The sequence below is a fragment of the Candidatus Poriferisocius sp. genome, assembly GCF_965208355.1.
In the GTDB taxonomy this organism is placed as follows: Bacteria; Actinomycetota; Acidimicrobiia; order Acidimicrobiales; family Bin134; genus Poriferisocius.
This window is the reverse complement of sequence record NZ_CBDBOM010000003.1, coordinates 142,572-155,040: the sequence shown is the minus strand read 5'-3', so window position 1 is coordinate 155,040 and position 12,469 is coordinate 142,572. Positions and strand designations below refer to the sequence as shown.

Annotated in this window: 13 protein-coding genes; 9 read left to right on the top strand and 4 right to left on the bottom strand. The window is 65.1% G+C overall.

What is annotated here, in order from left to right; translation table 11 throughout:
* Positions 1–38: 38 nt before the first annotated feature.
* Genes ACOGXH_RS02030 through ACOGXH_RS02020 form a run of 3 tightly spaced genes read left to right on the top strand, consistent with a single transcriptional unit; the run spans position 39 to position 3,539 of the window.
* A complete protein-coding gene (locus ACOGXH_RS02030) occupies positions 39–1,175 on the top strand; it encodes an acyl-CoA dehydrogenase family protein (protein WP_419927446.1) in 1,137 nt (378 codons plus the stop codon).
* A gap of 15 nt (positions 1,176–1,190) precedes the next feature.
* On the top strand, positions 1,191–2,360 hold the full coding sequence (locus tag ACOGXH_RS02025) for an amidohydrolase family protein (protein WP_419927445.1): 1,170 nt from the start codon (positions 1,191–1,193) through the stop codon (positions 2,358–2,360).
* 33 nt (positions 2,361–2,393) lie between these two features.
* Positions 2,394–3,539, top strand: a complete 1,146-nt coding sequence (locus ACOGXH_RS02020) for a mechanosensitive ion channel family protein (RefSeq protein WP_419927444.1) — start codon at positions 2,394–2,396, stop codon at positions 3,537–3,539.
* Here the strand turns inward: ACOGXH_RS02020 and ACOGXH_RS02015 are convergent.
* Positions 3,432–4,910, bottom strand: coding sequence for an acetyl-CoA acetyltransferase (locus ACOGXH_RS02015; protein WP_419927443.1), 1,479 nt, complete (start codon positions 4,908–4,910; stop codon positions 3,432–3,434). The genes ACOGXH_RS02020 and ACOGXH_RS02015 overlap by 108 nt on opposite strands.
* Before the next feature lie 50 nt (positions 4,911–4,960).
* Between ACOGXH_RS02015 and ACOGXH_RS02010 the strand changes: the two genes are divergently transcribed.
* From ACOGXH_RS02010 to ACOGXH_RS02000, 3 genes are read left to right on the top strand one after another with little or no spacing between them, the layout of a single operon-like run.
* Positions 4,961–5,422: a nuclear transport factor 2 family protein gene (locus ACOGXH_RS02010; protein WP_419927442.1), complete on the top strand. Its 462-nt coding sequence runs from the start codon at positions 4,961–4,963 to the stop codon at positions 5,420–5,422.
* A gap of 55 nt (positions 5,423–5,477) precedes the next feature.
* Entirely contained in the window at positions 5,478–5,711 is a 234-nt protein-coding gene (locus ACOGXH_RS02005; protein WP_419927441.1) for a type II toxin-antitoxin system VapB family antitoxin, read from the top strand.
* Positions 5,708–6,112 carry a PIN domain nuclease gene (locus tag ACOGXH_RS02000; protein WP_419927440.1) on the top strand — a complete coding sequence of 135 codons (405 nt, stop codon included), beginning with the start codon at positions 5,708–5,710 and terminating at the stop codon, positions 6,110–6,112. Before ACOGXH_RS02005 ends, ACOGXH_RS02000 begins: the two co-directional genes overlap by 4 nt.
* Here the strand turns inward: ACOGXH_RS02000 and ACOGXH_RS01995 are convergent.
* Positions 6,109–7,809 carry an N-acyl-D-amino-acid deacylase family protein gene (locus ACOGXH_RS01995; protein ID WP_419927439.1) on the bottom strand — a complete coding sequence of 567 codons (1,701 nt, stop codon included), beginning with the start codon at positions 7,807–7,809 and terminating at the stop codon, positions 6,109–6,111. The two genes, ACOGXH_RS02000 and ACOGXH_RS01995, sit on opposite strands and share 4 nt — an antisense overlap.
* Positions 7,810–7,884: 75 nt before the next feature.
* Between ACOGXH_RS01995 and ACOGXH_RS01990 the strand changes: the two genes are divergently transcribed.
* From ACOGXH_RS01990 to ACOGXH_RS01980, 3 genes are all read left to right on the top strand, one after another.
* Positions 7,885–8,406, top strand: a complete 522-nt coding sequence (locus ACOGXH_RS01990) for a nuclear transport factor 2 family protein (protein WP_419927438.1) — start codon at positions 7,885–7,887, stop codon at positions 8,404–8,406.
* Positions 8,407–8,473: 67 nt separating this feature from the next.
* Complete coding sequence (locus tag ACOGXH_RS01985; RefSeq protein WP_419927437.1) at positions 8,474–9,112, top strand: PadR family transcriptional regulator; 639 nt, start codon at positions 8,474–8,476, stop codon at positions 9,110–9,112.
* Positions 9,109–10,188: an inositol-3-phosphate synthase gene (locus ACOGXH_RS01980; protein ID WP_419927436.1), complete on the top strand. Its 1,080-nt coding sequence runs from the start codon at positions 9,109–9,111 to the stop codon at positions 10,186–10,188. The genes ACOGXH_RS01985 and ACOGXH_RS01980 overlap by 4 nt, the downstream gene beginning before the upstream one ends.
* Here ACOGXH_RS01980 and ACOGXH_RS01975 read toward each other — a convergent pair.
* A complete protein-coding gene (locus ACOGXH_RS01975; protein WP_419927435.1) occupies positions 10,181–11,419 on the bottom strand; it encodes a CCA tRNA nucleotidyltransferase in 1,239 nt (412 codons plus the stop codon). The genes ACOGXH_RS01980 and ACOGXH_RS01975 overlap by 8 nt on opposite strands.
* Positions 11,416–12,414 carry a histone deacetylase gene (locus ACOGXH_RS01970; protein ID WP_419927434.1) on the bottom strand — a complete coding sequence of 333 codons (999 nt, stop codon included), beginning with the start codon at positions 12,412–12,414 and terminating at the stop codon, positions 11,416–11,418. The genes ACOGXH_RS01975 and ACOGXH_RS01970 overlap by 4 nt, the downstream gene beginning before the upstream one ends.
* Between the last annotated feature and the right edge of the window lie 55 nt (positions 12,415–12,469).

Below are 12,469 nucleotides of genomic sequence, written 5' to 3'. Positions count from 1 at the left end.
GGTTCCCCTCTGCGAGTGCTGGCTTCTAGGGTTTGGGCATGGGTAGCGAGTATCTGGACCGGGCTCGGGAGCTGCGTTCGCTGATCGACGAGAACGCGGCCAAGACCGACGGGCTGCCCATCCCCCAGGAGACGGTGAATGCCTTAGTGGACGCCGAGCTGCACAAGGTGATGGTCCCGGAGGCGGTGGGCGGGATCGAGATCCCCATCAATGACTGCATCGACGTATGGGCCGAGATTTCCCGGGCTGACGGCTCGGTGGGCTGGTGCCTGATGGCCAGCGGTGCGGCTACGGCTTACTTCGCTGCCTGGTGCCCCGACGAGCACATCGAGCGGATGTTCGCCGACGGTGTGCCCCTCTCTGCCGGACAGTTCGCCCCCAACGGCACCGCCATCCCCGACGGCGACGGCTTCCGAGTAAGCGGCCGCTATTCGTTCGGCAGTGGCATCAACCACGCCCAGTGGGCTGGGGCGGGGGTGTTCACCGAAGAACCCGAGGGGGTGGACCCCCGCTTCTTATTTGCCATCTACCCGGTAGAGAAGGCCCAGATCACCGGCAACTGGGACGTGATGGGCCTCCAGGCCACCGCCAGCTACGACTACACCCTCGATGACGTGTACGTGCCCGGTACCGCCACCTTCGACATGTTCGACCTCACCGTGTACCGGGGTGGCCCTCTCTACAAGCTGGGGGTGATGCCCCTCACCGCCGCCGGACACGCCGGATTCGCCATCGGGGTGGTCCAGCGGGGTCTCGACGAGCTGCTCGCGGTGGCCCGTTCCAAGCACCGCATGGGCGACGCCGCTCCGATGGCCCAAAGCGACCGCTTTATCCACGAGATCGGGGAGCTGGAGTCCCGCTTCCGGGCGGCCTGCTGCTGGCTCCACGACACGTTCACCACCGCCGAGCGCACCGTGATCGAAACCGGAGCGACCGACCCGATGGACGCACTCCTCACCCGCCAAGCCACCGCGTTCATCACCCAGGAAGGCGCCGACATCCTGCGCCGGGCCTATCTCCTGGCCGGAACCGACGCCCTCCGCTCCGGCGGCCTCCAGCGGGCCTTTCGGGACATCCACGCCGGCACCCAGCACTACTTCGCCGGAGCCGGCCCCACCCTCGAACTCGGCCAAGCCCTCCTCGCCGCCGCCCCCGACAACCCCCTGGACGCCTAGAAAGGCTGCACTCCCATGAGTATTGATCTGTTTGAGCGGTTCAAGGTGATCGACGTGGACACGCATCTCACCGAGCCGCCGGATGTGTGGACGGCGCGGATGCCGGCCAGTTTGCACGACAAGGTGCCCCACATTGAGCGGGTCGACGGGCGGGACACCTGGATGGTGAACGGGGAGAGCCTGGGCACTCCCGGCTACTACTCCATGGCCGGGTTCGACGGGCTCATGCCGCTGAAGATCCCCGAGACCTACGACGAGATCGCCCCTTCGATGTATGACGCCGGTGCCCGACTGGAGTTCATGGACGCCCAGGGCATCTGGGCCCAGATCCTGTATCCCAACGTTGGCGGGTTCGGCAACGGCTACTTCCTGCGCCTCGGTGATCGGGAGGTGGTGGCCCAATGCGTGGCCGCCTACAACGACTTCCTCTGTGACTGGACCGCCGCGGATTCCGACCGGCTCATCCCCATCACCGCAGTGCCGTTCTGGGACATCGACCTGTCCTTGGCCGAGATCGAGCGGTGCGCCGGGCTCGGCCACAGGGCCATCAACTTCTGCAACCAGCCCCAGGACTACGGACAGCCCCCGTTGGGCCACCAGCACTGGGATCCCATCTGGGCGCTGGCCCAGGAGGCCGGCCTGGCCGTCAGCTTCCACGTGGGGGGCGGCAACATGGGCACCCTCATGGCCGACGAGGCCGAGATGGGATGGATGACCAACTTCGCCAAGATCTCGTCGCTCATCTTCTTGGACAACATGCGCTGCATCGCCGACCTCATCTTCGGCGGGGTGTGCCACCGGTTCCCCGACCTGCAACTGGTTTCAGTAGAGAGCGGAGCGGGCTGGATTCCCCCCGCCCTCGAGGCCTTTGACTGGCAGTGGCGCAACGGCGGAGTCCATCTGGAGCATCCCGAATACGACCTCTTACCCAGCGAATACTTCGAACGACAGATCTATGGCTGCTTCTGGTTCGAGCAGGCCGGCGCCGTGGCCGCCATCGAGCGTTTCCCCAACAACATCCTGTATGAGACTGACTACCCCCACCCCACCTGCCAGCATCCCGGCCCGGCCACCCCCGCCCAGTACCCTCGGGACTACGCCCAGGGCGCGCTCGGCGGTCTAAGCGACGAGCTCTTGGCCAAGGTCCTCCACGACAACGCCGCCCGGGTCTACCGCCTGGACTGACTCATCTGATGGGCGCGCCGGTACGCTGAGCCGATGGCTCTCGGGGTACCAGCGCAAACCGTCACCGACGCCTGCGGTCCCGATCCGGGATTCTTCTGCGAACTGGTCTTCGACAACACCGAGAACGAGCGGCTGGCCGAGATCATCGGCTGGGTGGTGGAGCGGCCCTTGCGGATCATCCTCATCCTGCTGGTGGCCTGGATCATCAAGAAGATCGTTCACAAGGTGATCGAACGGGCAGTGGCCCGACTGGTGCGCCAGAGCGAGACCGAGACCGAGGAGCAGTTGGAGAGCGCCGGCAAACTGGACTTCGGCGCACGGGCAGCCAAGGCCATCAACCGAATCCAAGAGCGCCAGGCGCGCAGCTCCCAGCGAATCGAGACCATCGCCGCGGTAATGAAGAGCCTGGCCACTGCGCTCATCCTGGCGGTGGCCGCTCTGTTGTGTTTGAGCGAGCTCAACATCGACCTGGCCCCATTGATCGCCGGGGCCGGTATTGCCGGCCTGGCGGTGGGCTTCGGGGCACAGTCGCTGGTGCGCGACTTTCTAGCCGGCATGTTCATCCTCATCGAGGACCAGTTCGGAGTGGGCGACGTCGTAGACGTGGGCGACACCTCGGGCACCATCGAGAAGGTAAGCCTGCGCACCACCACCCTGCGAGACGTGAGCGGCGTGGTATGGACCGTGCCCAACGGGGAGATCCGCCGAACGGCCAACCACTCACAGCTGTGGTCGCGGGCCATCTTGGACATCGGGGTCAGCTACGACACCGACATCGACCAGGCCAGCGACATCATGAAGGGGGTGGCCGACGGGCTTTGGCGCGAGAACGATCCAGACCTCACCATCCTGGAGGAGCCCTCGGTGTGGGGAGTTCAGGAGCTGGGCAACGATGCGGTGGTGATCCGCCTCGTGGTCAAGACCGATCCCAGCGAACAATGGGCGGTAGGGCGTGTTCTGCGAGCTCGCATAAAGAAGGCCTTCGACGAGGCTGGCATCGAGATCCCCTTCCCCCAGCGCACCGTGTGGATCCGCAACGAGAACGACGCCGACGGCGACCCGCAGCCGGGCTCAGTCGACAGGCGTGAACGAGCCGTCGGTAGCGGCGATGACGTGGCGCCCGCAGAACTCCCCGGCGACAGCGGAGGCCATGACGGCGGGAACGGCGGAGACGAGTAGAGTCCGGGCCCCGTCAGCGAATTCGCCGATAACCACCGCCCGCTCTGGACCATCCCGGCCCCAAATCACGGTGTAGGACACAACTTCTGCTGTCTCGTTGTCACCCGTCCGGTAGGGCTTGGGCTGAAGCACAGCGGCCACTGCCTCGGTCACGTCGATGTTGGCGAACGTCTGCGCCGGGGGTTGGGCCGACCAGACGCTGGCCCCCTGCTTGGTGATCATCCCGCTGATGGAGGTCAGCAGCCCGGTCGACACGGGATCGGCCCGCAACACCCGGGCCAACTTCACCGCCGCCTGGATCACGTAGTTGTTGAGCGGTCCTCCGGCCCAGGTCATGCCCCCGGTAACGGTCAGGTCCCGGTCCAAGTCGATGCCCAACTCCAGCGCCTGAGTGCGCACCGCGATAGGAAAGCAGGAGTACAGGTCCACGTGGCTAGCCTCTCTGGGGGCCATGCCCACATGGTCGGCTACTGCCCGGCCGGCGTAGGCGAACCCCGGACTGCGATGGAGTTCGGGCCGCTCGGTCACCGGCACCATGTGGTTGGACTCGGCCGCAGCCCAGGGGAACACCCAGCGATCCGAAGAGATGCCCAGCGCCCGGGCGGTCCCGGCTGAGCAGAAGATCAGCGCAGCGGCCTGATCCACGTTCCACTGGGAGTTGTGCCACTTGGTATAGGGCCACGCCAGCATCCGGTTGCCATTTTCCGGAGTAGCGATGGCCGCGGCGTCCAAGCCGTCGCGGAACCAGGCGTCGGGGTTGGCTGCGGCCACCTGAGCGAAGCGGGCCCACAGTCCAGCCACCTCGTCGCGGTGCTCGTCGATGGAATGGCCGTCGGCGAACCGGCGGGCGTTCTCGATCATGGCGTAGTGGTGGGTGGCCATCACCAGACCGGTGTCGATCTCCGCTCGACTGATGATCATCCCGTGGGGGGTGACGAAGTCATCGGGCTCGGCACCGGTTTGGTCTGTATCGGGAGCCTCGATGCCGGTGATTGACGCCCGTAGTCCCCGATACTTGGCCTCCCCGCCCACCACCGCGATCACATCGGCCGACCCCGACGCGATGGCCGCGGCCGCATCGCCCATCACCGCGGTCTGCAAGATGCCCACGTCAGCCAGATAACTCCGGGCCTGAGTCGCCCCTACGGCATCGGCCACCCACCGGGCCGGATCGGCATAACCCCAGGTGCCCTGGGTCACCCTTACCTGATCCAAGCGGCCAATCAGGCCGCGGGACCCGGCGTCATCAGCCGCTGCCGCCAGCGCATCGGCCATCAGCCCAACTGCCTCCTTTGCCTCGGTGGGATCGTCCAGCCGCTGAGCAGCCGTCCCCACCCCCACCAACACCGGCGTTCTGTCGTCAATCGTCACGCCCGCACCCTAACGGCCCCCATAGCGCTGAGACGATGTACCGTCGGGACATGGAGCAGTGGGAATTGATCGCTCGAGAATCAATCCGGGACTTGGTGGCCCGGTACAACGCCAACGGCGACTCGGGCCGTTTCGACCAGGTCATGGACCTGTTCGCCCCCGACGCCATCATGCGAACGCCGACTCAGCCCGACAAGTACGGCATCGACGAGATCCGCACCATTTTCACCGGGGCCCAGGACACGTTGTCCGACATTGGCGGTGGCACTCCCAAGTACATCCGCCATCACACCGCCACCCACCAGATCGACCTTCTCTCGCCCACCGAGGCCAATGGCCGCTGCTACTACCACGTGATCATGGAGCACGGCCTCGACCACTGGGGCCGCTACATCGACCGCTACGGCGTGGTGGACGGCCAGTGGCTCTTCACGGAGCGGTCGGTGACCATGGACGGCTACATCCCCGGTGGTTGGGGCGACCACAACGCTAGCCGACGCAAGGATTACTAGGCTTTCTACACCTTTTATACACGCTATACATTTTCAATGTGTATAACATGGCCATATGGAGCAGCCCAGTACCCGTACTCGCACCAATATCGAGATTGACGATCAACTCCTCAACGTGGTGATGCGCCGGTATAACCTGCGCACCAAGACTGAAGCCGTAGACATCGCCTTGAGCCGACTAGCAGGACTTCCTCTGACCACTCAAGAAATATTGGGAATGCAGGGATCGCAACTCATCGGCGATATCCCGCCCGACACCGGCCTCCACCCCATCGGGTCCCAGACGTGATACTGGCTGACACCTCGGCGTGGATGGAGTACGACCGGGGCACCGATTCCCCTGCCCACCGAAAGCTGGTCGAGCTCATCGCCGAAGGCGGCCAAAACGTGGCCGTCACCGAACCGGTTCTCATGGAGGTGCTGGGAGGGGCCAATGACGACCAAAGCCACCAACGGCTCTACAACCTGTTGACGTCGTTGTCGTGGCTGGCCATGAACCCGGCCGCCGACTTCGAGGGCGCGGCCCGCATAAACCGGGTCTGCCGGGCCAACGGCGTCACCCCTCCGGGCTACATCGTTTGCATGATCGCCAACATCGCCATGCGAACCGGATCAGAGATACTGACCGCCGACCAGGATTTTCTCCGTGTGGCCGAGCTATTCCCCCTCAAGATAGCTGCGGTGCCCTAGCAGGGCACCGGGGTGTTGGCGTCTAGCACCGTTCCGGGGTTGGAGCCGGTAAGGGTTCCCTCCACCTGGGTGAGCACCCCGTTGACCGCTGTGGCTCGGTAGCCCCCGGCCGGACGGCGCAAACGGGGAGCGCCTGAGGGCAGATCGGACACAAACCTGTCGGTGTCCCACGACAGCTCTTCCAAGTCGAACACGGTCACATCGCCGGCGTAGCCGGGCAGCAGGCATCCCCGGTCGTTGAATCCCAAGATCTCGGCCTGCCGACCGGTGATCTCGTATACCGCCTCCTCCAACTCCAGGTCGCCCCGGTCTCGCACATGGCGGGTCAGCAGCAGTGTGGTGTCGCCCGCCGCACACATCATCTGCACGTGCGCACCGGCGTCAGAAGCGCTGATGAGACAGCGCTCGTCGGCGATCATCTGGGCCACGCCGTCGGTGTTGCTGTTGCTCACGCCCATGGCCACCACCCCGGGCTCCAAGTCGTTCTCCAGAATCCAGTCGGCAAACACGTCGGAGGGATGGCCGCCCCGAGCCTCGGTTAGATCGGCTAGCGAACGGCCCAGCCAAGCCTCGTTGTCGGGACGGGTCACCGAGGTGAACCGGGCGAAGTCGGGCCGGTTGATGGGGAACAGCGACTTCTCGGTGGCGTCCCACTCGTTGCGGGCGATCTCCCGCCAGCCGGGGTCGGCGAGCATATCCCGCCGGGCCTCGCCGCTCACCCCCATGACCTGGTTCCATCCCTTGGGAAGCATCATGAACACCATGGTCTGCTCCCAGCTCACGTTGAGGTCCACGGTGCGGGGCGAGGAAATAGGCCACATGTCACAGCCCTCATCCCGGATCGACTGGGTGAACGCCATGTACTCCTCCGGGCGGTGCGGGGCCATGTCACTGTGGGAAACCCCGTTCCATATGGAGGTCACACCTCGAGGGCCGAGCACCCGGGCCATCCGGCGGATATCAGCTTCGGGATCTTCGCCGGTGAGGTTGGGAATGAACTCAACCAAGCCGTGGCCCGCAGCCGACAGCACGTCGGCCAACGCGCTCAGCTCCCCATCGCAGGCCAGCCGACTCGGCACCGGGCGGCTGCGCCGGTCCAAGTCAAAGAATGACGTGCTGAAGCCATAGCAACCTGCCTCCATGGCATCGGTCATCTCGGCGGCCATGGCGGCAATCTCGTCCTCGTTGGCCTCTCGGGTCCAGGCATCGTCACCCATGACGTAGATCCGCAGCATGGAATGGCCGATCAGCGAGGCCATGTTCAGCGCGATTCCCCCTTGGTTCATGGCGTCGCGGTATTGGCGCCAAGAACCCCAGGTCCAGGGAACTCCCGACTCAAAGTCGGCCACCGGCATGTCCTCGATGTAGCAGAACACGTCAATGAGCTCGTCAAGATGCTCGGGTTTGGCGGGGGCCAGCGACAGCGAACAATTGCCGATCAACGCAGTGGTCACCCCGTGCTGGGGCATTGGGTCGCAACTCCGATCCCAGAACATCGATGGATCCAGATGAGTGTGAGAGTCGATGAACCCAGGAGTCACGTAACAGCCCCCGGCATCCAGTTTGGCTTCACCGTCGGGGGCCAGATTGGGACCAACTTCGGTGACAACCCCACCGCTAATGCGCACGTCGGCGGTCCGGGCCGGGGCCCCGGTACCGTCGATCAGATTGCCGCCGCGAATGATCAGGTCAGACATAGGTCAAACGATAAACAACAAATCTGCCTCTCATCTCATCAGCACAAAGGCTTCGATGCGATAGAAAATGGAGTTATGACCGACTCTCCAAACGAAGACGCTCTTCAAACAATGCTGGCCAAGCAAGCCATCACCGAGGTGATCTACGGCTACTGCCGGGCGCTCGACCGCATGGACAAGGATGCGGCCTACGCGGTCTGGCACTCCGACGGGACCTCCGACTACGGCGAGGGCATCTACCAGGGAACCGGTTGGGGGTTCGTGGACTGGGTGTGGACAGCCCACGCCGCCATGTCCACCCACAGCCATCAAATCTCAAATGTGTTGATCCAGGTGGACGGTGACCGAGCCGTCAGCGAGGCCTATGTGACCGTTGCACTGCGCACCCTTCCATTCGGCGATAGTGCCGATGTCGCCGACATCTACAGTCGAGGCCGCTACGTCGACCAGTGGTCCTTCCGCGACGGACGGTGGGCCATCGACCACCGCAACTACATCACCGACCACTCCGTGACCCTGCCCAACTCCAATCCTGAACCCCACGATCCCCGATCAATCCGCGGCCCCGAGGACATCTCCGTCGCCCTGTTCGACTGACTGTCAACACGTCTATCGCGCACCGACGAGTTGATCTGATATAGCGAATCGATATAATCGCGGTCCCATGCTGGATCTCGCGGTGCTCGGGCTGCTCAAGGAGGGCGACCTCCATGGTTACGAGCTGAACAAGCGCCTCAAGTCCCTGGTCGGCGGATATGCCAACTCCTATGGTGCGCTTTACCCCGCCTTGGCCCGATTGGAGCGGCGCGGCTGGGTGAGCTCCACCGCAGTGGCCCCAGAGCTCATCGCCCATGAGGAGACTTCTGAAGGACACGCTCGTCGCAATCGAAAGCGCAGCACGCGGTCCAAATCAGGCCGAACCCGCAAGGTGTACCAGATAACCGAAGCCGGCGAAGACCACCTGCTGGAGCTGTTGCAAGAAGACGCCAACAACGAGCGCCGTTTTCGGTTGCAGCTGGCCTTTTGCCGTTTCCTGCCTCCCGACCGCCGGCTGGCGCTTTTTGAGCTTCGTCGAGCCCACTTGGTCAGCCTGCAAGCCATGGCCCGTCGCGACCCCGTGCAATCCACCGATCCCTATGTGCGCTCCCTGTTCCAGAGGGATCAGGAGCGCCGGGAACACGACTTGGTTTGGCTTGACCGGCTGATCGCCGACGAGCGCACCAACCGGCCGAGTTCCGAATCAACCGACCCCATGATCGACGCTGATCGATCCGAATTCCCCCAGGGAGGGCAGCCATCATGAGCAATCCCATTCGCATCGCCATCGCCGGTGTCGGCAACTGCGCCAGTTCTTTGGTGCAGGGCCTGTACTACTACGCCGACGCCGAACCCGACGACCACGTCCCCGGCCTGATGCACGTGGTGCTCGGGGGCTACCACATCAACGATGTGGAGCCCGTGGCGGCCTTCGATGTGGACGCCTCCAAGGTCGGCCTGGATCTGGGCAAGGCCATCAGCGCGGCACCCAACAACACCGTGCAGTTCTGCGACGTGCCCGAGCTGGGCGTGAGGGTGCAGCGGGCCCCCACATTGGACGGGTTTGGTGAGTATTACCGGACCCAGTGCGAGGAGTCTCCAGCTGAGCCGATCGACGTGGCCGAAGCCCTGCGGGAATCCGGCGCCGACGTGCTCATCTCCTACCTCCCAGTGGGCTCCGAGGAGGCCCAGCGCTACTACGCCGAGTGCTGCCTTGAAGCCGGTGTGGCCTTCGTCAACGCCATCCCGGTGTTCATCGCCTCGGATCCGGAGTGGGCCCAGCGCTTCACCGACGCCGGTGTGCCGGTGGTGGGCGACGACATCAAGAGCCAGGTGGGCGCCACCATCCTGCACCGCACCCTGGCTCGGCTCTACGAGGACCGCGGGGTGGAACTCGACCGCACCTACCAGCTCAACTTCGGCGGGAACATGGACTTCATGAACATGTTGGAGCGGTCCCGGCTGGTGTCCAAGAAGATCTCCAAGACCCAGTCGGTCACCAGCCAGCTCGACAATGGCATCGCCGCCGATGACGTACACATCGGCCCCAGCGACCATGTCCCGTGGCTGAACGACCGGAAGTGGGCCCACATCCGCCTCGAAGGCCGGGGATTCGGCGACGTGCCCCTCAACATTGACCTCAAGCTCGAGGTGGTGGACTCGCCCAACTCTGCCGGCGTCATCATCGACGCCCTGCGCTGCGCCAAGCTTGGCTTGGACCACGGCGTCGGCGGCCCCTTGCTCGGCCCGTCGGCCTACTTCATGAAGAGCCCGCCCATCCAGTACCGCGACGAGGCGGCCCGCGAGATGGTCGAGGGTTACGCCCGAGGTGAGGTCATTTAGCAGCCTGGGAATCGCGCCACGCCAAGAGGTGGGCGCGGGCCTCTTCGGCAGACAGGGGACCAGAATCGAGACGGTGACGGTGTAACTCTTCGACGGCTGCGCCCACGGCGGGACCTGGTTCCAGCTCGAGCAGTGCCATTATCTGCTCGCCGTCAAGAACCGGGGGACCGCAAAGGTCGGGCTCAGCTTCCATGAGGGCGGCTATGTCGGCGGCCAATGGGCCCACCCCGCCCAGAGCCGACGCCACCGCCACCGATTCATTGACGTGGGGAACAGCGTTGACCACCCAACAGCGCAACTCGGCCTGGTCATTGGGAGGCTGGTCGACAGCTTGATGAGCCGAATTCAGAATTGCGGCCACCGCCCGACTGACTGCGGTGGTTGCCCGCCGCTCGGCCAAAGCCCTCTGAACGTCAGCGGGCGCACCGGCATCAGCAAGAAGCGCAGCCAGACGGGTCGTGGGATCATCGTCCACCCGGCCAAGGCGATCCACGGCGGCGACACCGTCTCCCACCGGGCCCAGAACCCGCTCGGCCAAGCCGGTTTCGAACAGCAACTCGAAGCCGGGACCGGGGTCGGCAATCGAGAGGAGCCGGTCCAATTCGCCGCGAATCCGCTCGTCGGCCACGATGCTGAGGCGCTCGGCCATGGCGGACATGGCGGCAATCAGCGCTGGTTCCGCGGCCAGTTCGAATTGGGCTAGGAACCGGGCCGCCCGCAGCATGCGCAGGGGGTCGTCGCTGAACGTTGCCTCAGGGTCGAGAGGCGTGCGGAGACGGCGGTCAGCCAGGTCAGAGTCCCCGCCAAAGGGGTCCACCAAACCGCCATCGGGCAATTCCACCGCCATGGCGTTGATGGTGAAGTCGCGGCGGGAGAGATCGACCTCGATGGCATCGGCGAATGCCACCTCAGGCTTGCGGGATCCTGGCTGGTACCGCTCGGTGCGGTGCGTGGTGATCTCAACTCTCCGATCGCCCCGGCGAGCACCGATGGTCCCAAAGCGCTCCCCTTGAGTCCACAGGGCGTCAGCCCAATTCTCCAAGATCGACTTCACCGTTGGCGGCTGGGCATCGGTGGTGAGATCCAGATCGAAGTCCGTGTCCAGAGGCAAATCCAGCAAGGCGTCGCGCACTACCCCGCCCACCAGAAATACGCGGAAGCCGAGAGCGGCGAAGTGCTCGGCCAACTCGCGGGCTTCCTCGCGGACAGGGGTCAGGCGATCCAGGCTCACGACAACAGCGCGGCCGCCGCGGCGGCCACCTCCGCACCAGGTCCACCGCCCGTGGCCGGTTCCGGACGCCATTCGGTGCCGGACAACGAGGCCACCGCCGCGGCGGCCGAGTCGGCCAGAGCGTCCAGGTCATAGCCCCCTTCCAGAAAGGCGATCCGCCGGCCAGGAGAAACCACCCGAACGATCGCATCGGTGAGGTCGGCGAAGTCTCCCGCGGCCAAACCCAGGCTGGTCAGCGGATCGGACCGATGGGCGTCAAATCCGGCTGACAGCACCAGCCAATCGGGATCGAACGCCTCCACCGCTGGCAGCACGGCTTCGTCCCAGCCTCGGCGGTACGCGTCGCCGGTCGCGCCCATCGGCATGGGCAGGTTGATGGTGGTGCCCGCACCGGCCCCCTCGCCCCGTTCCAGCAGACCGCCGGTGCCCGGATAGAACGGGTACTGGTGCCACGACACGTACATCACCCGGTCGTCTTCCCAGAACACATCCTGGGTGCCGTTGCCGTGGTGGGCGTCGTAGTCCACCACCAGCACCTTCTCGCCCCGTTCGGCCAACGCCCGAGCACAGATGGCTGCGCTGTTGAACATGCAGAAGCCCATCGAGCGCACCGGGGTGGCGTGGTGGCCCGGAGGTCGCACCGCGCAGAACGCGGCATCAGCAACGCCGCTGTCCAAGGCCTCGATAGCCGCCAGCCCCGCCCCTGCGGCCAGCCGGGCCACCGCTTCCGACTCGGCCGACAGCACCGTGTCGGGGTCCAGTCGACCGCCACCGGCTTGGGCTACCCGCTGCACCGAGTCGAGCACCGAGGGATGGTGGACCGACAAAAGCTCCTCGTTGGTGGCCATCCGAGGCTCGGTTGGAATCAGAGCGTCGCCCAGATCGGCTTGCCGCACCCCGTCGATCACGGCCCGCAGGCGGGCAGGCCGCTCCGGATGGGCCCGACCGGTGTCGTGGTCTAGGAAGCGATCATCGGTGATCCAAAGAACCGCCACATCCCCACGGTACCCCCGCGGTCTCAGCCGACCCCTCCAATATCCCCGTGCAGCC

Coding starts and splice junctions, on each gene's coding strand:
- ACOGXH_RS02030 (WP_419927446.1), top strand. CDS start 39: ATGGGTAGCGAGTATCTGGACCGGGCTCGGGAGCTGCGTTCGCTGATC.
- ACOGXH_RS02025 (WP_419927445.1), top strand. CDS start 1,191: ATGAGTATTGATCTGTTTGAGCGGTTCAAGGTGATCGACGTGGACACG.
- ACOGXH_RS02020 (WP_419927444.1), top strand. CDS start 2,394: ATGGCTCTCGGGGTACCAGCGCAAACCGTCACCGACGCCTGCGGTCCC.
- ACOGXH_RS02010 (WP_419927442.1), top strand. CDS start 4,961: ATGGAGCAGTGGGAATTGATCGCTCGAGAATCAATCCGGGACTTGGTG.
- ACOGXH_RS02005 (WP_419927441.1), top strand. CDS start 5,478: ATGGAGCAGCCCAGTACCCGTACTCGCACCAATATCGAGATTGACGAT.
- ACOGXH_RS01995 (WP_419927439.1), bottom strand. CDS start 7,809: ATGTCTGACCTGATCATTCGCGGCGGCAATCTGATCGACGGTACCGGG.
- ACOGXH_RS01990 (WP_419927438.1), top strand. CDS start 7,885: ATGACCGACTCTCCAAACGAAGACGCTCTTCAAACAATGCTGGCCAAG.
- ACOGXH_RS01985 (WP_419927437.1), top strand. CDS start 8,474: ATGCTGGATCTCGCGGTGCTCGGGCTGCTCAAGGAGGGCGACCTCCAT.
- ACOGXH_RS01980 (WP_419927436.1), top strand. CDS start 9,109: ATGAGCAATCCCATTCGCATCGCCATCGCCGGTGTCGGCAACTGCGCC.